The sequence below is a fragment of the Candidatus Eisenbacteria bacterium genome (assembly GCA_005893305.1).
Taxonomy (GTDB): Bacteria; Eisenbacteria; RBG-16-71-46; order SZUA-252; family SZUA-252; genus WS-9.
The window spans coordinates 1-24,681 of the sequence record VBOZ01000036.1; the positions used below are offsets into that span (position 1 = coordinate 1).

18 protein-coding genes are annotated in these 24,681 nt (G+C 67.7%); all 18 read right to left on the reverse strand.

Going from position 1 to position 24,681, the window contains the following annotated elements:
- Positions 1 to 145: 145 nt before the first annotated feature.
- Positions 146 to 2,158, reverse strand: coding sequence for a hypothetical protein (locus E6K79_11665; GenBank protein TMQ62708.1), 2,013 nt, complete (start codon positions 2,156 to 2,158; stop codon positions 146 to 148).
- Positions 2,155 to 3,066 (reverse strand): ribosomal RNA small subunit methyltransferase A, encoded by a 912-nt coding sequence (rsmA, locus tag E6K79_11670; GenBank protein TMQ62709.1) that lies wholly within the window; start codon positions 3,064 to 3,066, stop codon positions 2,155 to 2,157. Before rsmA ends, E6K79_11665 begins: the two co-directional genes overlap by 4 nt.
- A complete protein-coding gene (locus E6K79_11675) occupies positions 3,035 to 3,796 on the reverse strand; it encodes a TatD family deoxyribonuclease (protein ID TMQ62710.1) in 762 nt (253 codons plus the stop codon). The genes rsmA and E6K79_11675 overlap by 32 nt, the downstream gene beginning before the upstream one ends.
- Positions 3,793 to 5,550, reverse strand: coding sequence for a methionine--tRNA ligase (gene metG / locus E6K79_11680; protein TMQ62711.1), 1,758 nt, complete (start codon positions 5,548 to 5,550; stop codon positions 3,793 to 3,795). Before metG ends, E6K79_11675 begins: the two co-directional genes overlap by 4 nt.
- The gene (locus E6K79_11685; protein ID TMQ62712.1) at positions 5,313 to 6,275 is read right to left on the reverse strand and encodes a stage 0 sporulation family protein; all 963 of its coding nucleotides are present in this window, start codon (positions 6,273 to 6,275) and stop codon (positions 5,313 to 5,315) included. Before E6K79_11685 ends, metG begins: the two co-directional genes overlap by 238 nt.
- Complete coding sequence (locus E6K79_11690) at positions 6,268 to 7,461, reverse strand: hypothetical protein (protein TMQ62713.1); 1,194 nt, start codon at positions 7,459 to 7,461, stop codon at positions 6,268 to 6,270. The genes E6K79_11685 and E6K79_11690 overlap by 8 nt, the downstream gene beginning before the upstream one ends.
- 12 nt (positions 7,462 to 7,473) lie before the next feature.
- Positions 7,474 to 8,697, reverse strand: coding sequence for a hypothetical protein (locus tag E6K79_11695; GenBank protein ID TMQ62714.1), 1,224 nt, complete (start codon positions 8,695 to 8,697; stop codon positions 7,474 to 7,476).
- A 14-nt stretch (positions 8,698 to 8,711) separates the two neighbouring features.
- The gene (locus E6K79_11700; protein ID TMQ62715.1) at positions 8,712 to 9,590 is read right to left on the reverse strand and encodes a hypothetical protein; all 879 of its coding nucleotides are present in this window, start codon (positions 9,588 to 9,590) and stop codon (positions 8,712 to 8,714) included.
- On the reverse strand, positions 9,587 to 10,363 hold the full coding sequence (locus E6K79_11705) for an ATP-binding cassette domain-containing protein (protein TMQ62716.1): 777 nt from the start codon (positions 10,361 to 10,363) through the stop codon (positions 9,587 to 9,589). The genes E6K79_11700 and E6K79_11705 overlap by 4 nt, the downstream gene beginning before the upstream one ends.
- The gene (gene pdxA / locus E6K79_11710; protein TMQ62753.1) at positions 10,354 to 11,364 is read right to left on the reverse strand and encodes a 4-hydroxythreonine-4-phosphate dehydrogenase PdxA; all 1,011 of its coding nucleotides are present in this window, start codon (positions 11,362 to 11,364) and stop codon (positions 10,354 to 10,356) included. Before pdxA ends, E6K79_11705 begins: the two co-directional genes overlap by 10 nt.
- A 52-nt stretch (positions 11,365 to 11,416) precedes the next feature.
- Entirely contained in the window at positions 11,417 to 12,973 is a 1,557-nt protein-coding gene (locus E6K79_11715; GenBank protein ID TMQ62717.1) for a hypothetical protein, read from the reverse strand.
- Entirely contained in the window at positions 12,721 to 14,541 is a 1,821-nt protein-coding gene (locus E6K79_11720) for a hypothetical protein (GenBank protein ID TMQ62718.1), read from the reverse strand. Before E6K79_11720 ends, E6K79_11715 begins: the two co-directional genes overlap by 253 nt.
- Before the next feature lie 78 nt (positions 14,542 to 14,619).
- Positions 14,620 to 18,111: a transcription-repair coupling factor gene (mfd, locus tag E6K79_11725; GenBank protein ID TMQ62719.1), complete on the reverse strand. Its 3,492-nt coding sequence runs from the start codon at positions 18,109 to 18,111 to the stop codon at positions 14,620 to 14,622.
- Positions 18,108 to 20,273, reverse strand: coding sequence for a VWA domain-containing protein (locus E6K79_11730; protein ID TMQ62720.1), 2,166 nt, complete (start codon positions 20,271 to 20,273; stop codon positions 18,108 to 18,110). Before E6K79_11730 ends, mfd begins: the two co-directional genes overlap by 4 nt.
- Positions 20,274 to 20,285: 12 nt before the next feature.
- Positions 20,286 to 21,182 carry a DUF58 domain-containing protein gene (locus E6K79_11735; protein TMQ62721.1) on the reverse strand — a complete coding sequence of 299 codons (897 nt, stop codon included), beginning with the start codon at positions 21,180 to 21,182 and terminating at the stop codon, positions 20,286 to 20,288.
- Between the two features lie 12 nt (positions 21,183 to 21,194).
- Positions 21,195 to 22,211, reverse strand: coding sequence for a MoxR family ATPase (locus E6K79_11740; GenBank protein ID TMQ62722.1), 1,017 nt, complete (start codon positions 22,209 to 22,211; stop codon positions 21,195 to 21,197).
- A 177-nt stretch (positions 22,212 to 22,388) separates the two neighbouring features.
- Positions 22,389 to 23,330 (reverse strand): ParB/RepB/Spo0J family partition protein, encoded by a 942-nt coding sequence (locus E6K79_11745; protein ID TMQ62723.1) that lies wholly within the window; start codon positions 23,328 to 23,330, stop codon positions 22,389 to 22,391.
- On the reverse strand, positions 23,323 to 24,084 hold the full coding sequence (locus E6K79_11750) for a ParA family protein (GenBank protein ID TMQ62724.1): 762 nt from the start codon (positions 24,082 to 24,084) through the stop codon (positions 23,323 to 23,325). The genes E6K79_11745 and E6K79_11750 overlap by 8 nt, the downstream gene beginning before the upstream one ends.
- Positions 24,085 to 24,681: the final 597 nt, after the last annotated feature.

Consider the following 24,681-nt stretch of genomic DNA (forward strand, 5'->3'; position numbering starts at 1 on the left):
GTCGGGCTCGACGTGAGCGGCCGGCATCCCGTCGTCGGAGGGGCCGGCTTTGTCGGTTTCCGCGTCTCGAAGAGCCCGCACGCCCCGATCGCGAAGGAAATCCCCGCGATCGCGGTGCCCCAGAGGATCGCGCGGGCGGATCGCATCAGAACGACTTCGTGAACGTGGCGCCTGCCAGCCAATAGTCCACGACCTCCGCCGAGGGAAGGTAGCTCGGTTTCTCGGTGTATTCCCCGATGTGCTGGACCGACCCGTGAAGTGACATGTCGCCCGGGAGTTCGCGATCGACCACCCCGCTCACGTTCAGGTTCCACCGATTCCGATTCGTACTCTCGCCCCCCGAAAGGAAGTAGTTTCTGGTGTTCGCGAGCGACTGGGTGGCGGAGAGGGTGATCCCCGGCACGGGCCGCACTCCCAATGTGACGCCCACATTCTGCTGGTAGAGCTGCTGAGCGACCGAGTACGTCCGGAGATCTTGACCCGCGTCGCGCGAGTACGCCCCCCGGTCCTGGAAGAAGAAGTTGTGGGTCAGCTTGAGGAAGCCGAACGAAAAAAGGCTGTCGCTCAACGTCGTGTCGATCCGCCTAATTCGCGTGAGTGTGTTCCGCGGCTCGTCGTAGTCGTAAATCAGGTAGTTCGCGTTGATCTGGTAGTTCTGCACGACCCAGAGGGACTTGCTCACCCTCAAATTGAGAAGAGCGTCCATCTGGTAGGTTGTCTGGACGTTGTTTCCGCCCGAGGAACCTGGGTCGATCGCGACGGTGTGGCTCCGGTTCGTGGAGAAGTGAACTGACGTGCTGCACCGTGGCGACACCGCGTATCCCCCGCCCGCGTTGACGTAGCCCCGGACATCATCCCGGTCCGAGATCTTGTCATCGTAAACCCGTGAATAGAGCGTGACGCTGCCGTTGGTGTCGAGCCAGAGGCGCCGGGTGATGCGCCTCGCAGCGCCGGCATTCATCGCGCGGTTGATGACGCTCCCATTCTGGGTGACTTGCCGGTCGTTCCGCGTTCGGCCGACCTGAAATCCAAGCGACGCGCGCGATTCCGGCTTGTTGATCATGAAGGTCCCCGTCAGCGTACGCGAATTGACGAGACTGTTGAGGTTCTTCTGCAAGATGTACTCGCGGAGCGATCGGCTCATCGCGCCGTCGATCGTGATCTGGGCTCCCGGAAGGGGGGCATGCTCGATGTGAAACGCTCCGCCGCGGGAGCCGTAGGAGAGGTGCTCTTGATCCCGCTTCGTCAGCAGGTAGTACTCCTGGTCTCCGTCGGCATTGTTGAGCGACACGTTCATCAGAGTGCGGGAAATCCCCCTGAACGCGATGCCCGTGTCAAACCGGCGGTCCCCGTTCGGCGCCTTGGAGACGCCCAGCGAGTCCAGCCGGAGCGTGGCCCCTTCGCCCGGATTGATCGCGTAAAAGTCGCGGGTCAGCGTCCTTGTCTTCGATCCAAGGTACGTCCCGGTCCCGGAGCCCTTGATCTCGAGCGACGTGGTCGGGGTCCATCGGAGGGATCCGCTGATGCCGTCGCGGCGGCCTGAGGTGTACGAGGAATCGCGGGTGGTGTGTGCCCGATAGAGCGTGGTATCGCTCGGGGCCACCGTGGAGTCGACGACCATGAACGGATTGCCCGGGATCGACCGCGCCCCAAGGCTCTGCTCTTCCTGGAACTCGGAAAAGAGAATGCCGATCGCGGAGACCTGGGGCAGTGGATTCAAATTGTACTGCGTGCGAGCCTGGAGCCGGTTCTGCCGCCGGTCGGTGCTGGAGAGATCATCCGAATTCGAGAACATCATGAACGTGCCGTCGACCGACCAGATCCAGCGGTTCGTGGCCCTGAGATTGATCCGCCCAGTGAAGCTGCCGTCCGAGCCGTTCGACTGAAGGCCGCGAACCGCCTGGAGCGTGTTCACGTTCGCGTCGATCCCGAAAGTGGCACGGTTGCTGTTGTGGTAGTAGCTCAAAGACTGCGTCCAAGCGCCGCTCGACACGCTCCGGTCGTAGGTGGTCGTATAGAGGATCGGCTCGGCCGGCTTCTCGACGAAGACGGAGTCCGCTACCGTGAGGTCCGTCTGGGCTCGGGCGGGCTCGACCTGCGCCGCCGCGGAGAGCGCGAGCACGACGAGCGCAATAAGGAGCCGGGCGCCTCGCGTCATCTGGCCAGCCACCGCCTCGCGAGCGTTAGCCACTCGTCGATCGAGAGCGTCTCCCCGCGCCGCTGGCCGCGAATTCCCGCCGACTCCAAGAGCGTCCGCACGTTCGGGCCGTCCACCCCCAGCCCGCGGGTCAGCGCATTCGCCAAGGTCTTTCGCCGCGTGCCCATCCCGGCGCGCGCGAGGCGCTCCGCGGCCCTCCGCTCCTCGGGGCCTGTTCCCGGATAAGGGCGCGGCCGGAGCTCGAGGACCACGGAGTCGACGGCCGGCCGCGGGTGGAAGGCTCCGGGGGAGACTCGAAACAGGGTGTTCACCTGGGCGTGGAGCCCAACGAACACGCTGATCGACCCATAATCCTTCCCTCCGGGCGGCGCCGCGAGGCGCCGGGCGTACTCGCGCTGCACCATCAGGAGCGCGCGGTTCACGCGGGTGCCCTGGGCCAAAATCCACTCGAGGGCGGGCGTCGTGATCGAGTAGGGGAGGTTTCCGACGATGGTCGCGGCCGCCGGCTGGCTAGGCATCCGGGTCAGGAGCGTATCGAGGCGCTGATCCAGGATGTCGCCGCGGACCACGCGTGCCGCGTGATACGAGGCGAGCGACCGCTCGGCAGCCTCCGCCAGGCGAAGGTCCAGCTCCACCGCGATCAGGAGGCGCCCGCTTCGCGCCAGGAGCGTGGTCAGGGCGCCCAGACCTGGCCCGATCTCGACGACCGGCTCCCGCGGATCGTCGACGAGCGTCGCGATCCTTTCCGCCACGCGGGGGTCGATCAGGAAGTTCTGCCCGAGGCGGCGGCTGGGCCGCACCCCGATCGCGCGCAGAGCCGACGCGACGCCCGATGTGGCGCTCGCGAGGGCCACCGTCGAGGTGGAACCCCCGACCTTAGAGGCGGAAGAGCGCGCGGGCCGAGGCATCGGTCGCCTTCTCCAGCGCGTCCGGCGCGATTCCGAGCGATCCTGCGACCTGGTCGCGCACCAGCGCGAGATAGGCGGGCTCGTTCCGCTTGCCCCGGTGCGGCATCGGGGCCAGGTAGGGCGAATCGGTCTCCAGCACCACCTGCCCGAGGTCGATCTCGCGGAGGAGGTCGGGGAGGGGGCTCTTCCTAAATGTGGCCGATCCCCCGATTCCAACCTTGAAGCCCATCGCGATCACGCGCCGCGCGAGCGCCAGGTCCCCGGCGAAGCAGTGGAACGTCCCGCCGGCCGGGGGAGGGCCCTCTTGCTCGAGGATCTCCGCGACCCGCTCGCCCGCCTTCCTGTGATGGAGCACCATCGGCTTGCCCGACTTCTTGGAGAGGGCGATGTGCCTTCTCAGGAATTCCTCCTGCACCGGGGCGGGTGCATTCTCGGGCCAGTGGGCATCGAGGCCGGTCTCCCCGATCGCGACCACCTCGGGCTCCGACGCCAGGGCCTCGATCTCGTCCATCTCGGCCATCCTCGCCGCGCTGACGTCACAGGGGTGAAAGCCCACCGCAGCCTTGACCCCCTGGAGCCGCCGGGCGAGGTCGATCGCCGCGCGGCTCGACGCGGCGTCGGTCCCTGCCTCGATAACGAGCAGAACACCGGCTGCGCGTCCGCGCGCCAAAACTTGGTCCCGGTCGGCGTCGAACTCCGGCCTGCCCAGGTGGGCGTGGCTGTCGATCATCGCTCGATGCGGGGGAAGAGCGGCTGCGACTCGCCCAGGACCGTCCCGGCCGGCGGGGGTGGCAGGAGCGCCCCGTCCGCGGGGAACCGGGCCTGCTCGAGGGCGGGCGTCAGTCGGAGCGTCTCCCAGACCACGTGGGCTTTAGCCGGCATGATTGGGTAGAGAAGCAGGGCCGTGTGCTGGAGGGCCACCGCGAGGGAGCCCAGGAGCCGGTCGAGGTCCGCCGCGCGCGCGGGATCCTTCGCCAGATTCCACGGCGCCCGTTCCTCGACCAGCCGGTTCGCCCGGCGGATGATCTCCCAGGCCGCCTCGATCCCGCCTTCCAGCTCGTAGCGGTCGACCGCGGCCCGGTAGTTCCGGATCGCGCCCGCGATCACCGAGGTCAAATCCTCCTCGGCCGCTCCGGGCGCGAGCTTTCCGGCCCGATACCGATGGACCATCGAGATCGTCCGCGTGAAGAGATTGCCCCAGTCGTTGGCCAGATCGGAGTTGTAGCGCTGGATGAAGAGGTCCCACGTGAAGTCGCCGTCCCGTGAGAGCGGAACCTCTTTTAGAAGGTAGTACCGCAGAGAGTCGGCTCCCCATCGATCGGCGACCTCGAGCGGATTGACGATGTTCCCGAGCGACTTGGAGAGCTTCTCCCCCTGGAAGTGGACCCACCCGTGGCCCAGGACGGAATGGGGGAGCGGGACGCCCGCGCTCATCAGCATCGCGGGCCAGATCACGCAGTGGAACCGGGTGATGTCCTTTCCAATCACGTGAAGATCGGCCGGCCAGTAGCGGGAGAAGAGCCCGTTCGACTCCGGGTAGCCGACGCCCGAGATGTAGTTGATCAGCGCGTCGAACCAGACGTAGACGGTCTGGCCCGAATCGATCGGGAACGGAATCCCCCAAGCGCCGGAGGAGCGTGAGACCGAGATGTCCTCCAGACCGCCCTCGATCACGTTCACGATCTCGTTGCGTCGGATTTCAGGGATGATGAACTCTGGATGCTCCCGGATGTGTCGCAGTAGCGGCGGGCCGTACTTCGAGAGCTTGAAGAAGTAGTTGTCCTCGCTCAGCCGCTCGAGGACGGTCTGGTGGATGGGGCATTTCTTGTCGACCAGGTCCTTCTCGGGATAGAAGCGCTCGCACCCGACGCAGTAGTAGCCCTCGTACTTTCCTTTATAGATGTCCCCCGCGGCCGCGATTTTCTCGAAGAGCGCCTGCACGCCGCGGATGTGGCGCGGCTCGGTCGTGCGGATGAAGTCGTCGTAGGAGATATCGAGCCGCTTCCAGACGTCCCGAAAGACGACCTCCATCCGGTCGCAATATTCCTTGGGATCGAGCCCCTGCTCGCGCGCCGCCTTCACGACGTTCGTCGAGTGCTCGTCATTCCCCATCAGGAAGCGGGTGTCGAAGCCCGCGAGGCGCTTGTATCGCGCGATCGCGTCCGCCGCGATCTTCTCGTACGCGGTCCCGACGTGCGGGATGTTGTTCACGTAGTCGATCGCGGTCGTCAGGTAGAACTTGGGCATCAATTCTCCGAGGGGGACCGCGGCGGCTTGGGTCCGCGCGCCGGATTCTCTCCGTCCCCGGGCTTTGTCCCCCGGGAGGCACACTCGGATTTGTCGCATCCCTTTCTGCGGTCCCGGCTCGGACCGACGATCTTCGTACCCGCCGGGAGAGCCGAGAGCTCGACCGACGACTCCTTGCCACCCTCGTCGGTGAGATGAAGCGTGCGGTAGAAGATGTCGACGCGTCGGACCTCCCATTCGCCGTCCGGAAGCGTGAGCTTGCTCCCGATCTTGGGGAATTCGCGCGCCGCCTCCTTGTAGAAGTCGAGCTCGTAGCGGAGGCAGCACTTGAGGCGCCCGCAAGCGCCCGAGATCTTGGAGGGGCTGGGAGAGAGTCCCTGGTCTTTCGCCATCTTGAGCGTGATCGGCTCGAATTCCCGGAGCCACGTGGCGCAGCAGAGCTCGCGGCCACACGTTCCGACCCCGCCGATCCGGCCCGCTTCGTCGCGCACGCCGATCTGGCGGAGCTCGATCCTCGTGCGGAACGCCGAGGCCAGGTCCTTCACCAGGTCGCGGAAGTCGACGCGCTTCTCCGCGGTGAAGAAGAAGGTGACGCGGTTTCCGTCCAGCTGGTACTCGCAGTCGACCAGCTTCATCTCGACGTCGCGGTGGACGATCCGGTCCTTGCAGATCCCGAAGGCGCGCTCTTCCTTGGCGCGATTTCGCTCGTGTAGCTCCAGATCCTCCGCGCGGGCGACGCGCAGGATCTGCTTGAGGGATCCCTGGAGATGAGTCCGCTTCACCCACTCGCTCGTATGGTGCACGCGGCCCAGATCCTCGCCGCGCTCGGCCTGAACCACGACGTAGTCCCCTTCGTGGACCGGGAGCTCCCGTGGGTTCGCATAGTGCGCGCGGCGGCGCCCCTTGAAAATGATCTCGATGACTTCAGCGGCTTCGGCGACTGCCGTCTTCGTATCAGCCATGACGGATCCCCGCTCGCGCGGGTCCTCCTGCAAAGGTTTCGACGGGGCCCAGCCCCATTCGGTACTGGGCGGACGCGACCGCGTAGGCGGCGGTCACGTTGGATTGAACTGCGGCGGCGATCTCCTCGAGGATGCGGACCCGCCGCGTCAGCGCGGTGAGCGAGAGCTCTTTGGCATCGGCCCCGATCTCGCGCCTCAGATCCTCGTGCGCGAGCGGGGTGCTATCGCCCATGACCTTCCACCGCATCGCGTCGCGGTAGTAGTAGAGCGCGAGCGACACTGTGGAGAGAAATCGCCCGCGGTCGCGCTCGATCCGGGCGCGCCGAAGCGGTCCCAGGACGGCGGCCGTCTTGGGTCGCACGAAAAGCTCGAGCGCGGCGGAGCGCAGTCGCGCGAATTCCGATTCGCCCGGCGCCTCCTTCCCCGCGGCGTCGATCGGCGCCTCGAGGAGCGCGAGCGCCCGCCCCAGGCTCCCCTGCGCCGTCGTGGCCAGGAGCCGGGCCGTGGGCTTGGGGACTCCGCGCGATTCGACGAGCGCCGAGGCGATGAAGTCGGTCGGCAGCGGGCGGAACCGCACGTGGAGGCAGCGGGAGGCGATCGTCGGGAGGAGCGACCGGACCCGCCGCGCGCAAAGGATCAGTACCCGGCGCGGCTGCGGCTCCTCGAGGATTTTCAAGAAGGCGTGGGCCGCGGGGCCTGTGATCGCCTCGGCGCCCTTCACAATGAGGACCTTGGCGCCTCCCTCCCGCTGAGCCGTCAGGGAGAGGAACTGCTTGGCCCGCGCCAGATCATCCACCGAGAGGACCGGGGGACGGGAGAAGATCGGAACGAAGTAGGGCTCGCTCGCCATCCGCGCGAGGACGGCGGCCCGGGCCTCCGAGCGTGTCTCCTCGGCCTGCCGCTCCGTCCGTCCCTCGGTCCGGAAGGTCGGCAGAGGCAGGAGAAGCTCAAGGTCGGGATGGCGAAGCTCGCGGACGCTCCGGCAGGAGGAGCACGTACCGCAGGCGCTGCCGTCGGGGAGCGGAGTCTCGCAAAGCAGGGATTGGGCGAAAAGGAGGGCTGCCTTCGTCTTCCCGACCCCGGACGGGCCGTGGAAGAGGTAGGCGTGTCCGATGTGCCGCGATTTAAGGGCGGCGCGGAGAAGCGCGAGCGCTTCGTCCTGGCCGCGCAGGGTACCTTCGGTCATGGAGAATACGGCTCAACGGAACCACTCGAGCGGATTCAATGCCTCCCGCCCTTTGCGGATCTCGAAGTGGAGCGCCGTACCTATGGTGGAGCCGGTGTCGCCTACCCGGCCGATGATCTCTCCGGCGGCCACCTCCTTACCGACGGTGACGCCGATCTCGGAGGCATGGGCGTAAAGCGTGTAGAAACCGCCGCCGTGGTTGATGATAACACACTTGCCGTAGCCCTCGAGCCAGTTGACGTAGTCGACCCTCCCTCTGGCCACAGCGGCGATCGGGGTCCCGAACGTCGACGCGATGTCGATGCCGCTATTGAAGGTAGTCGTGTTGAACCGGGGGTTGGTCTGGTTCCCGAACGACCGCGCGACCCTCCCGTTCACCGGCCACGGGAGGCGGCCCCGGTTCCTCCCGAAGTCGCCTAGCAGCACCGGCTCGGTGCCGGGCGCCCCCCGCTCGGCGGCCAGGCGGCGCTTCTCAAGCTGGTCGATCAGGCCGCGAATCCGCTTGCTCGCCGATTCCAGCTCCTGCGAGGCCTGCTCGTTCGACTTCGCGTCCGAGCGGATCTTCTTGAGGAGGTTTCTCCGCGCGCCCGTGAGCTGGCTCAACGCAATCCGCTCCCGGTCGGTCTCCGCCTTCAGGCGGTCGAGCTCGCGCTTCCTGGATTCGAGGTGCGTCTTCGTGTCCTGTACCTGCGTGCGGCGGGCCTCCGTGAGCAGCATCTGGCCCCGGTCCTCCTGGGCGATCTTGGCCAGGTAGTACGTCCGCGACATGAGGTCGCCGAAGGAACGGGCCGAAAGGACGTACTCCAGATCGGCGCTTCGACCCCGTTTATAGATTTCCCGGACGCGCCAGGCCAGGCGGCGCCGGTCGGAGTCGAGCTGAACCCCTGTGCGCGCGAGCTCCGATGTGGCGTCGCCGAGGTTGGCGGAGACCGTACGGCGCCTGCGCTCGAGCGCGTTCAGGTAGGCCGTCGTGAGCTGGAGGCTCTTCTCGGTCTCGCGGAGCTGGCCGAGGAGGCTCTTCTCCCTGCCCTGGAGCTCCTTCGAGATCACCCTGCGCTCGTCGAGCTGCTTGCGGAGCGATTCGAGCTCCCGGCGCTGCGATTCGATCTCGACGTCGGCCTGGTTGGCGGCGCGTGGAGCGCGGGGTGACACGGTGTCGGCGGGGGCGGCGGGCTCCTGGCCCCATGCCGTCCCCGCGGCCAGAAGGAGGGTGGCGGCGGCCAGTCGAAGGCCCACAGTCCCCCGCGTCGCTAGAGCAGCCATTTCCTTGGAAGGGTCGCGACCGCGATCCAGCTCCCGATCAGACCCAGTAGTCCGCTCACCCCCACGAAGCAGAGCAATGCGATCGGCGGCAGGAACTGAAGGCGGAACACGCCCTCGGCGAGCTGGTCGTTCAGCGCCCGGGCCATGGCGATCGTGAGCACCGAGGAGACTGCGGCGAGGGCGAATCCCTCGAGCAAGTAGGGGGCCTCGTTGAAAAGGAACCCCCCGCCGAGCGATCGGACGAGATGGATCGAGTCGAGCCGTGTTTGAACCGAGAGCCGCGTGGTCGCTCCCACGACGAAGAGGACCCCGAGGAGCACGATCATTCCGAGCGCGGCGCCGATCCGCCGCAGCGTGCCGACCACCTGCTCCGCGCGAAGCACCCACTCCCCGGCGTAGCGGACATCCTCGACGTGCGGGACCGTCTCCGCCGCGCGCGCGATCGAGCGCACGCCTTCCGCCGTCCGGTACCCCTCGCCCGGGCGAAGGACGTAGGAGGCAGGGAGCGGATTCGAGCCCACCGCCTGGACCAGCGCCTCGTCGGTGATGTCCTGGCGGAACGACTCCCACGCCTCGTCCTTGCTCACGTAGCGGACGCTGTCCACGCCCTCGATCGAGCGGAGCGCCGCGGCAACCGTGGCGAGGTCGGCGCGCGAGAGGCCCTCGTTCAGGAATACCGAGACCTCCTCCCGCGACTCCAGATGAGACGTGTATTGGTCGACGCTCTGCAGAACCATGAGGAAGAGCAGGAAAATGAGGAGGATGGACGCCATCGAGATCACGCTCGTGATGCAGAGCGCGCGGTGGCGGGCCAACCCGCGCCAGAGCTCGCGCAGGACATATCGAGTGGCGCCGCCGGTGCTCATGGCTCGCCTTCCGGCTGATCGGAGCGGAGCATCCCGCGCTCGAGGCGGATCGCCCGCCCGGGGTGTCGCCGCACCCAGTCCTCCGCGTGCGTCGCGACCGCGACCAGCGTGCCGCGCCGGCCGATTTCCCGGAGGAGGGCGAAGATCTGTCCCGCGGCGGCCGGATCGAGATTCCCGGTCGGCTCGTCGGCGATCAGGATCCTCGGATGGCGCGCCATCGCGCGCGCGAGGGCGACGCGCTGCTTCTCGCCGGCCGAGAGGTCCTCGGGAAAGAGCGTCTCCTTCCCTCGGATCCCCATCTCGTCCAGGAGCGGCGTGATCCGTTCGCGAATCCGGGACCGATCCCAGATGCCCGAGATCTGGCAGGCCAGCGCGATGTTCTCGTAAACGCTTCGATCGCCGAGGAGGCGAAACTCCTGGCCGAGAACCCCGACGAGGCGCCGGACGCGGCGGAGCGGCACGCGCTTCGGGGATCGCCGCCGAGCGGGCGCTTCAGGCGACTCGCCGTCCCCATCGCCGACGGGGGCCTCCGGAGCCTCCGGTACCGGGCTCGGCGCGGTCTTAGGGGAGGAGATCGCATCGGGGTCCACCTCGACGCGGCCCTGGCTCGGCTTCTCCGCGAGCGCCAGCAGGCGGAGCAGGGTCGATTTTCCCGCCCCGCTCGGTCCGAGGACGAACACCCACTCGCCCGGATCGAAGGAGAGCGTGACGTCGCTCAAGGCGATCCGATCGCCGAAGCTCTTGCTCACGTTCTCGAGACGGATCAGGGCCATGTCCACTCCAATGGTCGAACCGCGCGTTTCGCCAGCTCCACGCCGACTTTGATCGCGGTTACAAGGCCGGCCGGATCGGGCGCGCGGGCGCCGCCCTTCCACGCGCGATCGAACGCCGTGCCGTGGTCGACGGAGCTTCGCACGAACGGGAGGCCAAGGGTCACGTTGGCCGCGCCGCCGATGCCGCCGCTCTTCGCGGGAATCAATCCTTGGTCATGGTACATCGCGACGACGATTCCGAGATCACGTCGATTCTTGTGCTTGGCGAAAAATGTATCGGCGGGGTAAGGACCTTCCACCCGGATGCCGCGCGCGCGCGCGGCCTCGATGCTAGGGTCGATCACGCGCTTTTCCTCGTCGCCGAAGAGCCCGCCCTCGCCCGCGTGAGGATTCATCGCGAGCACGGCGACCACGGACCGGGCGCCCCAGCGGAAATTTCGCAGAGCGGCAGCGGCGAAATCCAGCGTCCGCCCCAGCGATTCGACGGTCACTCGATCGGCCACCTGCCGGAGCGGAAGGTGGACGCTGGCCAGGAGAATTCGAAAATCTCCCCCGACGAACAGCATGCGCGTGTCCGGCACCCCGGCGAGCGCCCCGAAGAACTCGGTGTGGCCAGGATAGGGATATCCCGCCGATTGGAGCGCCGCCTTCGAGATCGGAGCCGTCACGACGCCGTCGGCGCGGCCCTCGAGCGCCAAGGCGGCCGCCGCCTCGATCGCCTTCGCGGCCATGCGCCCCGACGCCGCGGTCGCGGACCCGGGCCGGACCGCGCCCCATCCATCGCCGCTCGAAGCCACGAGCGGAATCCCCGGCGCATCGGCGTGAAGATCGGCGTCCCGCGTCGACATTTCGCGGAAGCGGAGCGGCGGGCGGGTGCGGCGGGCGGCGCGGATCATGACCTCGGGGTCTCCGACCACCGCGAGGCGGGCGATCCTCCGGAGCGCGGGCATGGCCAGCGCGCGCGCGACGATCTCGGGTCCGATCCCGGCCGGATCGCCCATCGTCACGATGAGGGTGGGGCGGCGCGCTGCCACGTCGGGTCGCCCTCCCGGGTCAGTTCTTCAGTTCGACGTTGACGTTCTTGCGAACGCGGTCGTACCAGCGCCGGTAGGCATCTTCCATCTTCTTGTTCATCACGACCTGGCGAAGGTCGTCCTTGATCTCTTCGAACTTGTACTCGGACTCCGGCTCCCGCGCCAGGAGCTTGAAGATATGGTATCCGGCGTCGCGCTTGAAGGGGACGCTCACCTCACCGACGCGAAGGCCGGCCAACGGCTCGCGAAGGTTGGCGGGAAGGGCGGGCACGGAGATTTGCCCCAGGACGCCGCCCGAGTCGCGGGTAGCCGAATCGCCGGAGTAGGCCCGCGCCATCGCCGCGAAGTCGGCGCCGCGAAGCAGCGAGTCCCGGACGGCGAGCGCCTTCTTTCGGGAGCGCTCCTCGTCGGCGGGGGTTGACTTCGCCTGCACCATGACGTGCCGCGCGTGGACCCGCTCGTCCGAGCTATCGGTCGCCGCCAGGTGCTCGAGCACCTGGATGACGTGGTAGCCGTAGCGGGTCCGGATCGGCGGGCTGATCTCCATCGGCTTCAGGCTGAACGCTACCTGCTCGAATTCCGGAACCATGGCCCCGCGCACGAACGTGCCGAGGTCGCCGCCGCTTCGAGCGCTGGGGTCGTCGGAAAATTGGCGCGCGACCTCGTCGAAGGCCCGCCCCTTGACGATCAGGTTGCGAAGGCTGTCCGCGCGCAGCCGCGCACGGCGGAGCTGGAACGAGTCGGGCTCGAAGGGGAGCAGGATGTGCGCCAAGGTCAGCGCCTCGGGCTTTTTCCCGATGGAGTCGCGGTTCGCGGCGAAATAAGCGCGGACCTCGACGTCGGTGACGCTGGTCTTCGACTGGACTTCTTTGCCCACGAGGCGAGAGATAAGGAGCTGGTCCCGCACGTCCGGCTCGTATCGCTTCCGAAGATCGGCTTCGGTCGTCTTCTCGTGGGCCAGCGCAGCCCGGTAATCCTCCTCGGAGCCGAGCCGCTGCTTCAGGTTGTCGATCTCCCGGTCCACGGCTTGGGCCACGTCGGCGTTGGAGACTGTGATCGCCTGCCGCGTCGCCTCCGCCAGGAGGACCTCCTTTTCGACCATCTGATTGAGCACTTCCGTGCGGAGCTTGGCGAGCGCGACGGAATCGCCGGGATCGACGTGCATTCGCGACGCGGCTTCCAACGTCCGATCATCGACGTCCGATGAGAGGATCACCTGCTTGTTCACGATCGCGGCGATCCGCTCGGATGCCTGCGCGGCGGGGACCCGCGCATCGAGAGAATAGAGGGCGCAAAGAATCGCGCCGAATAGAATCCAACGCTTCATCGGGAAGATTCCCTCATGGTCGTGCTGGTGGAGGTGGAGGTCGAGGCGGCCGTCGCGCGGGCCAACTTCACCGCCGCGAGGCGCCCTGGAACCACCCGAACCGGCGTCTTCGCGCGAAGCCGTTCGAGCGTTTGGAGCACCCACTTGTTCTCGGCGTCTTCGCGCCACTCTCGGAGCGCCCGCGGCGCAGCCTCGTCGAACGTGAGCGGCCGCGGCTCCTCCCTCGACACGATCCGGGCGACCGCCCATCCGCGTTCCGTCGCAACGACCGGGGTCAGCTGAGCTACAGGAAGGTCGGCGAGCGCGCGGGCCAGGGCGTCCGAGTCTCCGTCGAGCAGCGTCATGGTGGCGTACCAGCCGCCGTAGATCGAGCCCGGCGCGGCGTGCGGGTCCGTGCGGAGCCCCCAGGCCTGGAAGAGCGAATCCGTCATCTCGGCTCCCGCCCAGGCGCTGTCGGCCAGCGCCGCGCTATCCCGCCTCGCGAACATGGCGACGCGCGCCACCGTGGCCCGCGGCCTCTTGTACCGGTCGGGGCGAGCCTCGACCATGGCGCGCAGGACGGCATCGTCCGGCGCCGGCGAGCTCCGCTCGACCATCGCTTGCGTCAGGATCTGGGCTCTCGAGAGCCGGAGCTCGCGCGTCGTCTCGAAATCCCCGTCAATTCCCCGATCCCTGGCGTCTCGAACCGTGAGCCGGCGGAGCACCGCGCGGGCACAGAGATCGTGGACGTCCTCCGCGTTTCGAACTCTCAGCCGGGTCCCTTTCCGGGGCGTCGCCGGCATCGCGCGGACCATGTCGGGGAACGTAACCGAATCGCCGTCGCAGCGGGCGAGTATGCCGAGCGCCGGCCGAGCGCCCTGACCGGAACGGGTGCCGTCGGGACCGAGGGAGGCGAGAATGGAGTCGGCGGTCTCGGTCCCCGCCGCGAACACCAGCGAGCGAATTTGCGTCGAGTCGATCGCAAAGTGGTACTTCGCGAGCACGGACCGTTCGTAGTCCCTCGCGATGTTCAGTTTCCTCTCGAGCAGCACCAAACTGTAGAGCGAGTCGTCGCTCAGCTCCCGGAAGCCGCCGATCTTGTAGATCTCGTGGCCGACCGCCCCGGTGAAGACCCCGATCACCTCTCCGACCTGGGCCTTGCGGAGGGCGTCATACGCCAATGGATTGAGATCCTTCGCGAGGACCCATCCGAAGTGGCCCCCCGTGGCGCGCGTGGGCGGATGATCGTCGTAGATCTTCGCGAGCGAATCGAACCGCGCGCCCGCCTTCGCCTGCTCGTAGATGTGCTGCGCGAGCGGGCGTCTTGCGCCTTTGTCGTGGTCGCGGAGAACGATGAAGGAAATGTCGACCATCCGGTGGAGGCCTTCAGCGCGGACCTCGCGGAGCTGCTCCGGCGTCGGAGTCACGCCGGGGAGGATCACCCGCAAATACATCTCCCGGTTCAACGTCAGGAATTCACGATCGGCGATCTGGGCGGCGATCGCGGGATCCTTGTCCAGACCATGGCGGCCCGCCTCCTCGGCGAGGAGCTCGCGATCGACGCAGCGATCGAGGAGCATCCGCCGCCATGCCGCGGGATCCGATTTGTGGAGCGGGTCGTCGTCGAGCGCGTCCGCGGCGCGCCGAATGTCGAGATCGGTGATCTTCCGGCCGCCAACGGTGGCTACAGTCGCCGCCCCGGAGGAGGCGGAGGCGGCCGGTTTTGGAGATGCCGCTGCGGCGTGGCCAGCCGACCGCGCCTGCCCGGCGCAAGCCAGGGCCAGGAGCGCCAAGGCCGCCAGCATGGGGCGATCGTGGTGCTTGGTGGGTCTAGTCATAGAATTTGGGGTAGTTACCGGGGGCCTCCAGCCGCCAAAAAGCGCTCCTCTCTAGTACCCCGAAGGTCGCCCGGGAGTTCAACTTCCGGCGGCGGAAAGAGGCAGACGCGGGACGCTACCAGAGGGGTTCAGGTGCTGCAAGAGATTTGTCGCCAACGCTAAGGGATCGGCCGGGGACTTGACGCGAATTGTCCTCGAGCCGGGTCCGGCGAACTCCACCCGGACGGACATCACCGAGACCAGGCGGAGGATCTGCTCCCGCGCCACGTCCTCGGCGAGCTCGACCTCGAGGCGGTCCCGGCCCACCCGCAGCCGGTCCACGCCGGCGTCGCGACCCAGGAGGCGAAGCCGCTTCAGCTCGAGCAGGTTCGCGACCTCCGGCGGGAGCGGCCCGAAGCGATCGCGCAGCTCGGAGCGGAGCGCCTCGAGCGCATCGAGGTCGGTCAGGCCCGCCATCCGGCGGTAGACGTCCAGCTTCTCGTCGCGATCCGCGACGTATTCGTCGGGCACGAACGCCGCGAGGTCGCTTGCCATTTCCGGCTCGGGGCGGCGCGTGACGGCCGTCCCCTGAAGCTCCTGCACGACCTCGTCGACCATCCGGCAGTAGAGGTCGAAGCCGACGCTGGCCATGAAGCCGTGCTGCTCCGGTCCGAGCAGATTTCCCGCCCCGCGAATCTCGAGATCCCGCATCGCGATCTGGAGCCCCGCGCCCAGCTCCTCGTGCTCCGAGATCGCGCGGAGCCGCTGGTCGGCCTCCTCGGTCAGAACCTTCCCCGCGGGGACGAGGAGGTAGCAGAAGGCCTGGTGGTGCGAGCGGCCGATCCGCCCTCGAAGCTGATAGGTCTGGGCGAGGCCGAGCGTGTCGGCGCGGTTCACGAGCATCGTGTTCACGCTCGGGATGTCGAGCCCGGATTCGATGATGAGGGTCGAGATCAGCACGTCGGTCCGTCGCTCGAGGAAGTCGAGCATCACCCGCTCCAGCTCCACGTCCTTCATCTGCCCGTGCGCCACGCCGTAGCGCAGCTGCGGCACGATCGAATGAAGGTAGTGCGCCATCCGATCGATCGACTCGACGCGATTGTGGACGAAGAACGACTGGCCGCCACGGTCCGCCTCGCGGAGAAGGGCATCCCGGATCACGTCCTGGCTCAGCTCGACGATCTCGGTCTTTATCGGATATCGCCCGCGCGGGGGCGTCGTCATGATCGACATGTCCCGCGCCCCCAGGAGGCTCATGTGCAGCGTGCGCGGGATCGGCGTCGCGGTCAGCGTGAGGACGTCGACCGTCTCGACGATGGAGCGGACGCGTTCCTTCTGCGCCACGCCGAAGCGCTGCTCCTCGTCGATGACGACCAGGCCCAGCTTGGGGAACTGGACGTCCTTGGAGAGCATGCGGTGCGTTCCAATGAGCAGATCCACCTCGCCCCGGCCAACCCGCTCCACGATCTCCTTCTGCTCTTTCGGCGACCGGAACCGGCTCAGCATCTCGATCCGCACCGGGAAGTCGGCGAGCCGCTCGGTGAAGGTGACGAGATGCTGCTGCGCGAGCACCGTCGTGGGGACGAGGATCGCGACCTGCTTCCCGTCCTGGATCGCCTTGAACGCGGCGCGAATCGCCACCTCGGTCTTCCCGTAGCCGACGTCGCCGCAGATGAGCCGGTCCATGGGCCGCGCCGATTCCATGTCGCGCTTCACGTCCTCGACCGCCTTCAGCTGATCGGGCGTCTCCTCGTAGACGAACGACGATTCCAGCTCGCGCTGCCACGGCGTGTCGGACGAGAAGGCGTGGCCCGGGCGCGCCTTTCGCGTCGCGTAGATGCGAAGGAGGTCCTCCGCCATCTCCTGGATGGCGCGGCGCGTCCTCGCCTTCATCCGCTGCCACGCGGTCCCGCCGAGGCGCGAGATCGAGGGCGCGCGGCCCTCCTCGGCCGAGTAGCGCTGCACCATGCCCAGCTGGTGGATCGGAACGAAGAGGCGGTCGTTCGACGCGTAGTCGATCTGGACGCATTCGGTGTCCTGGCCGTCGAGCGCGAGGCGTTTGAGCCCGCGGTAAACCCCGATCCCGTGATCCAGGTGAACCACGAAGTCGCCCGGCTTCAGCGTCAGGAGGTCGCGCATCGCCGCGGCGGTCGCGCGCTGGCGCCGGGCGCCGCGGCGCCGGTAGCGCGCGAAGATCTCGTGGTCCGTGAAGACGGCGAGCTTGGCCGCCGGCAGGACGAACCCCGCCACGACCGAGCCGACCTCGATCGACGCCAGGTCCGGCCCGAGAAGCTCCTCCAGCCGCTCCGCCTGGCCGCGGTTGTCGCAGACGATGATCCGCTGGAAGCCGAGGGCAGAGAGCCGGCGAAGCTCTCCGCGCAGGACGTCGAGCTTCCGGCCGAATGCGGGCTGCGGGCGCGCCTCGATCGCGATCGCGCCGCTCGTGGATGTCGCGGGCGCGCTCACGGTGGCCTCGACCCGCGGTTTGGAACGGAGCCGGCTCAGGGCGCGGGCGGGGGAATCGAAGAGCGCGTCGCGCGGAGGGAGATGCGGCGCCCGCGCGCGCGCGTCGGGCTCGAGACGCTCGGTCTCGCGGTTCACGGAATCGAGCTCGCGCTCGATGGCGCCTGCCTCGTCGAGCCAGAGGGCCGTGCCGGGCGGGAGGTGCTCGAGGAGTGAGGAGAGCGGGACGCCCAGGGTCAGGGCCAGCCAATCGATCCCGTCGAAGTAGATCCCCTCCCCGACCAGATCGCGGAGGCGGCGTCCGTCCAGGTCCGAGGGGGAGGAAGCCGAGTCGAAGGGGCGGAGGCGCCGATCCAGATCCTCGGCGTAGAGCACCTCGCGCGCCGGCGCGATCCGGATCGCGCCGACCGTTACGGTCGAGCGCTGGGACGTGATGTCGAACGCGCGGATCGACGCCACGACGTCGCCGTCGAATTCGATCCGGATGGGGTGGTCCATGCCCGGACCGTAGACGTCGACGATCCCGCCACGTCGGCTCACCTCGCCCGACTCGCCGATCTCCGCGACGGCCCGGTAGCCCGCGATCGTAAGGCTGCGAAGAAGGGTCTCGGGCTCGCCCTCCCATCCGGGCGCGATCTCGACCGCGCGCGAGCGAATGTGCTCCGGCGACGGGAGGAGACGGTGGAGCGAGGCCGCGGGGATCACCGCGACCGGCGGATCGGGATCGCCGAGGCGGAGGAGCGCGTGGAGCCGGTCGTCCCGCACCGGCGCCGTCGCGAACTGCGCGCTCCACGGCACGACGTCGAGCGGCGGAACGTAGACGACGCGATCCTCACCCAGGAGAAACGTGAGATCGTCGCGCCACGCCTCGGCCCGCTCGATGTCCGGTGCGATGACGGCGGCGGGGCGGCCCGGGTCGCTCGCGAGGATCGCGAAGAGAAGCGCCGCGGAGCTGCCGGACGCGCCGCGAACGCGGATCGCCGCCTGCTTGTCCTGGTCCGCGGCCGCCTTGGCGTGGTCCGCGGCCGCCTTGCCCTTCTCGGCCGCGCCGAGGCGTTCGCGAATCTCGGCGACCGCGGGCAGGGCGGCGCCGGCATCCAGGAGCCTCGCGGCGAGCGGCGCGATCACGTTCTAAGGGTCCGCGCGCTGCCGACCGCCAGCTCTAGAGCGAGCGCGATCGCCGCGGCGAGCAGGAACGTCACCCAGAGCTCGCGCCCGCGCCGGGTGTCTTGAAGGTGCGTGGCCAGCGCGTTCGCGCTCGAGAGGACGGCGATGCGTCCCGCGGGCGCCGGGCCGGGTGCGGCGGTCGCCGCGGTCGCGGCCGCGGCGGGTCCCATGCCGCGCGGGGCCATGAGGAGCGAGTCGGTCTGGATCGGCGCGAGGTCGCTCTCGATCGGATCCACGTTCACCGCGACGGTGGCGAGCGTCTTGCCCCCCGATTCGAATACGTAGAAGCCTGGACGGAGCGCGGGCGTGTCGGCGACACCGCGATAGGCCGTCCCCTCCGACTCGATCGCGGCCTGCGATGCATAGCCCTCCGGGCCGCGCACCAGGACCGCGGCGCCGGGGGCCGCCAGGAGTCGCGCGACCGGAGGCTCACCCACCTTGAGCGAGCCGGTCGACGACGTCTTGGAAGCGCGCGCCGCGTGGGAGACGAGGCCCCGCACGAGCGGAACGAACGCGCCCGAGTACGGTAGATCGCCCCAGTCGTCGGAGAAGGAGCTGAGGAACACGCCCACCCCGGGCGCGGTCGCGACGACCGGAAGACCACCTGTCGTCTGCACCACGATCTCCGTGCGGGGGGACGTGACGCGCCCGCGGATGAGCGCGGTCAGCCGCGACTGGGTGAGCGTCGATCCGACCCCGACCGTGATCCCCTCGAGCACGTCGTGCCCGGGGATGCGGGCCTTGAGCTCGAAGGGCGCGCCCTCGGCGGCCTGCTCGGTCCCCTCGAGGGCCAAGTCGATGAGCCCCTGAAAGAGGTGCGCGCTGTAGTAGTCGGGGTCGGAGTGGGGCCCGAGCGCCACGACAAGGCCTCCCCCGTCGCGGAGAAAGGTGCGGAGCTTGGCCTCCGCGTCGGCGGAGAGGGAGGCGACGTCTTCCAGGAGCACGACATCGGTCGTCGACCGGCTGAGCGAGAGCAGCGACGCCGGTGTCCCCGTCTCGGCCGTGAACCCTCCGGTGCCGTCGCCGCCGGGATCGAGCGCCAACGCCGCGAATCGAGGTGGCGGCGTCCCATCCCGCGCCTCCGCGATCCGGAGCACGCGGAGGGAACGCGGCGCCCCGAGCGCCGCGTACCAGCGATCGTCCGCCGGAAGCGCGTCCTGGTCGGACTCCAAGATAACCGGTCCCGCCGAGCCGGCCGCATCGGGCGCGCCCCGCCAATCGAGCGGCATCGAGACCCAGCGGACCTCGTCGCTCCGTAGCGTGATGTCCCCGCCGCCGATCAGCGCGTCGCCGCGGCGAACCCGGATCGCCACGCGATCGCTCGGCGCGTCCGCGTGATTGGCGAGGCGCGCGCGCAGCTCGAGCCCGCGGCCCTCCGGGCCGGGCCGAAGCTGGGGGTCGACGTCCTGGAATGCGTGGTTCGGCAAGCGGCCTTGGACCAGCGGGACGAGGTAGATCCGCACGCCGGCCCCCGCCGCCGCCGCGATCTCCGCCCGGACCTCGGGGGCGAAGTTGGCGCGCTGCAGGTCGCTGATCACGTAGAGCTCTCTGGCTTGGAGTCGGCTTCGCTGGAGAGCGCGGCGGGCTTCGAGAATCGCCGCCGCCATCTTCGCGGGCAGCGAGGTCGCCTCGACCCGTTCGAGGGCCCGCTTGAGACGGACGCGATCGGTGGTGTGTCCCGCGCCGTTGGCGTCGGGACGGGTCGAGGTCGCGATCGAGATCTCATCGCCGGGGCGGGCCGCCTCGAGAATCGCCGCGGCTCGCTCCTTCGCGATCTCAATCCTGGGACGTGCCTGTTCTTCGAGCGCGGCCATGCTCTCCGAGTCGTCGATCAGGATCGCCACGGCCGCGGCGGAGTGGGCGACCGTGTTGTGCGGCGTGAGCGACGGCCGCGCGAAGGCCAGCACGAGGAGAAGGATCGCGAGCGTGCGCAGGATCAGGAGGAGGATCTCGCGAAGCCTGAGCCGGCGGATTTCCTGCGGCTCGAGGTCGCGAAGGAACTGGGTCGTCGGAAAGCTCACCTCGGGGAGCCGCCGGCGGCTCAAGAGGTGGATCACGATCGGAATCGCGGCCGCGGGAAGCGCCCAGAGAAACGCCGGATTCAGGAACGAGAAGACGGGCATGCGTCCGGCGCGCTAGAGAAGCCGCGCGCGCTTGGAGAGGTACTCGAGCAGCGCGCGGTCGTACGGCTGGTCTGTCGTCAGGGGAACGTAGCCCGCGTTTTTCTCGATGCAGTACTGGCGGATCCGGTCCCTCCACTCGCCGACGCGCGCGCGGTAGTCCGGGCGCAGCTCCTGGGGCCGCGTGGTCACGCGCTCACCGGACTCCATGTCCACGTAGACCGCCTCGCGCTCGAAGTTGAAGGACACTTCTTGGGGGTCGAGCACGTGGAAGACGAGCACCTCGTGCTTGCGGTGGCGGAAATGGTGGATCGCCTGCTCGATCCGATCGGGCTCGTCGAGGAGGTCGGAAAGGATGACGACAAGCCCGCGCCGCGTCATCCGCTCCGCGAGGGAGTGGAGCGAGGCGGCGAAGTTGGTGGTGCCGCCGGGCGTCAGGCGCTCGAGCAATAAGAGGAGCGGGCGTACGTGTCCCATCGTGGAGCGAGGCGGGATCTGCTCGCCCTGTCCCGCGGCGAAGGCGAACATCCCCACGGCGTCGTTCTGGCGAAGCATGAGGTACGCGAGCGCGGCGGCGAGCTGGCGCGAGTAGTCGAGCTTCGTGATCCCGTGGGAGCCATAGCCCATGCTCGCGCTCGTGTCGACGAGGATCATCGCGCGGAGGTTCGTCTCTTCCTCGTACTGCTTGATGTACTTGCGATCGGACTTCGCGAGGACCTTCCAATCGAGATGGCGGAGCGGGTCGCCCGGCATGTACTGGCGGTGCTCCGCGAACTCGACGCTGAACCCGTGATAGGGGCTCCGGTGAAGGCCGGTCAGGAAGCCCTCAACCACAAGCCGGGCCGTGAGATCGAGTCGCGCGAGCTTCGAGACGAAGTGGGGATCGAGGAGGCGCGGACGGTTTTCGCTCATGGCGGCCCCGCGCTACGAATGCTTGCCGTCGACGCTCGGGGTCGCCTCGAGGAGCTTCGCGATGATGTCGAGGCTCGAGATCCCGTCGGCCTCGGCGTTGAAGTTGGGAATGATCCGGTGGCGAAGCACGGACGGCGCGACCGCCTTGACATCGTCCGCCGCAGGCGTCGGCCGGCCGGCGAGCGCGGCCCGCGCTTTCGCGCCGAGCACGAGGTATTGGGCGGCGCGGGGCCCCGCGCCCCAGCTCACCCAGTCGCGGATGAAGGAATCGCTCTGCGGGCTCGGACGGGAGGCGCGCGCCAGGCGCACCGCGTAGCGGACGACGTGCTCCGCGACCGGAACGCGCCGCACCAGGTGCTGGAGCTCGAGGATCCGCTCGACGCCCATCACCTTCTTCGGCTCGGCCTCGTAGTCGCTCGTCGTGGTCGCGACGATGCGCTCCTCCTCCTGCTCGCCGGGATATCCAACCGAGATGTGGAACATGAAGCGGTCGAGCTGGGCCTCGGGGAGCGGGTAGGTGCCCTCGAACTCGATCGGGTTCTGCGTCGCGAGCACGAAGAACGGGAGAGCGAGCGGGTAGGTCGTGCCGCCCGCGGTCACGCGGTACTCCTGCATCGACTGGAGCAGCGCGGCCTGCGTCTTCGGCGGCGTCCGGTTGATCTCGTCGGCCAGGACCATGTTCGCAAAGATCGGCCCGCGCAGAAATTTGAACGCGCGCTTCCCGGTGACCGGATCGTCCTCGAGGATCTCCGTCCCGGTGATGTCGGACGGCATGAGGTCGGGCGTGAACTGGATCCGGCTGAACTTGAGATCCAGGATCTTGGCGAGCGTCGAGACCAGAAGGGTCTTCGCCAGTCCTGGAACGCCGACGACGAGGCAATGCCCGTTCGCGAAGAGCACCGTGAGCAGCTGCTCCACGACCGTGTCCTGCCCGACGATGACCTTGCGCAGCTCGGTAAGAATCTCGGAGCGAGCCGCCTTCAGCCCCTCGAGTAGGCCCACATCGTTTTGCGCGACCGGTTGAGTCATGATTTTTTCCCCAGAATTCGTAGGACGGACGCCTACATCGTTTTGCGCGCCAGTATGCTGCGGGCCATGCGGCTGTGCATAACCGTTGGCTTCAGCATAGGCAGTGCGGCTTCAAGTCTTTGGCAAAATTACCTTTGGAGAGTTTTCCACATTTTCGACCGACTTATCCACAGGCAATCAACGCTCTGCTGGCAGGCGAGCGCGCTCGAGGAGCTGTGCCGCGGCGGTGATCTCCCGGAACAGGCCTACCAATCGCTCCAACTCTTCCTCTGAGTGGTAGTCGATCGAGATCGATCCCGACCCACCGCGCCTGCGCGTGATCCTCACGCGCGACGCCACGATTCTCACCAACTCGTCCTCCAGGGCCATTAGTTCCCCGGAAACCGCGCGCTTCGGTGTGCGGCGGGAGCGCTGCGGCTGCGCGCCGCCGGATCGCTTCGCCCGTTCCTCGAGCTCTCGGACCGACCAACCGTGGCTTGCGGCCGAGTTCGCGAGCTCGGTCTGGTGCTTCGAGTCGGTGACAGAGAGGAGCGCCCGCGCATGCCCGGCCGAGAGCTGATTCGATTCGATCAGCCGCTGGGCGTCCTCAGGCAAATTATTGAATCTTATGATGTTGGAAACCGTAGAGCGATCCTTGCCGACACGCTCTCCGATTTCGTCGTGTTTCAGGCCGTATTCCGTTGCGAGCCTGTAGTATGCACGCGCCTCGTCGATTGGGTTCAGGTTTTCGCGCTGGATGTTTTCGATGAGCGCGATCAGGAGCGACTCGCGGTCGGTGAGCGGGCGGATGATCGCCGGGATCGTGTCGAACCCGGCCTCCCGGGTCGCGAGGAAGCGACGCTCGCCGGCGACAAGTTGGTACCCATCTGCGGCGGGTCGAAGAAGGATCGGCTGGAGCACACCTCGCTCGCGGATCGAATCGGCGAGCTCTTTGATCGTCGCGGGGTCGAACTGCGTCCGGGGCTGGGCTGGGTTGCGCGAGATCTTCGTGAGCGCAATGTGCTGAATGTCGCCTTCGCGAACTTCGTAATGGCGAGGCTCCGGAACGATCGACACCTCGCTTTCGACGGCCTTTGGGATGAGGGCCTCGAGCCCCCTGCCTAGCGCTTTCCTAACCACGTTCGATCACCTCCCTGGCGAGACTCATGTAGCTGGTGGCCCCGGTGCAGCTGGGATCGTAGGTAACGACCGGCTTGCCGAAGCTCGGCGCTTCGCTGAGCCGGACGTTTCTTGGAATCACTGTTTGATAAACCCGCTCCGCAAAGAAGCGTCGCGTCTCGGCCAGAACCTGCTGCGACAGGTTGAGTCGATTGTCGAACATCGTCAGCAGCACACCCTCGATCTGAAGGCCGGGGTTGAGTGCCTGCTGCACGAGGCGAATCGCGCCGAGCAGGTGACTCAATCCTTCGAGTGCGTAGTACTCACACTGGACCGGGACCAGGACAGACCGCGCGGCGGTGAGAGCGTTGATGGTCAGAAATCCGAGTGAGGGGGGCGCGTCAATCAGGATGAAATCGTATCGCTCTTGAAGGGGCTCGAGCGCTTCCTTGAGTTTGAACTCGCGCCGCTCCGCGTCGGCCAGCTCGATCTCCGCGCCGGCGAGACGTTGTCCTGAGGGCACGAGGTGGAGGCCGGGCACCTCGGTCTCAACGATCACCTCAGTGATCGGCGTCCCCGAGATGAGGACCTCATAGATCCCCTTCGGCACCTTGAGGCCCGGGAATCCGAGACCGCTGCCGGCATTGCCTTGGGGATCCGAGTCGACAAGAAGCACGCGCTTCCCGCTCAGCGCGAGAGCCGCGGCGAGATTGATGGCGGTCGTCGTCTTTCCGACACCGCCCTTCTGATTCGCTATCGCAACCATCCTGGTCATTTTGATTATCCCCGTTCCGGTCGACGCTGTGCGCCGGACCCCGTTCCTGTCGGGGAGCCGCAGTCTACGCGATCGCGAGGTCCAAAATCCAATCCCAAAAATGTTTCACGTGAAACATCTCGGTAAGCATTTGGAATTATGCGCGTTGTCCCGGCGGCTTCGCGAAGATGTGCCTCCCGAGCAGGATTGGAAGCGATGTTAGGGGCCAGCGGGGACTCAAATCGGGCGGCATCGGAGGCGATGTTGCGGTCCGCGGCTACTCAAGGCGGCCGGCATCGGAGGCGATGTTGCGGTCTGCGGCCACTCAAGGCAGAAGGGCGCGGCACGCGTGAGCATCTAGGCATGGTCGACAAGGTAGACGGCTCCACCCTACCGGGTCCGCAACGGCTGGGCTGTCGAAGCTGAGAGGGCGGCGGTTCTCGGTGGAGCACTCACTGCCGATCAGGAAGGCGTGCCGGTCCGATGATCGCCCGGGCGACCTTCCCCTCGTGCGGGCGATCGCGGCTCTCTGTAAATCGCGTCCCTCAGGGCCGCTGGAGCGCCATTTCGCTGAACACGCCTGGTTAACCAGCATATTTGCAGTATTTTATGAGAATG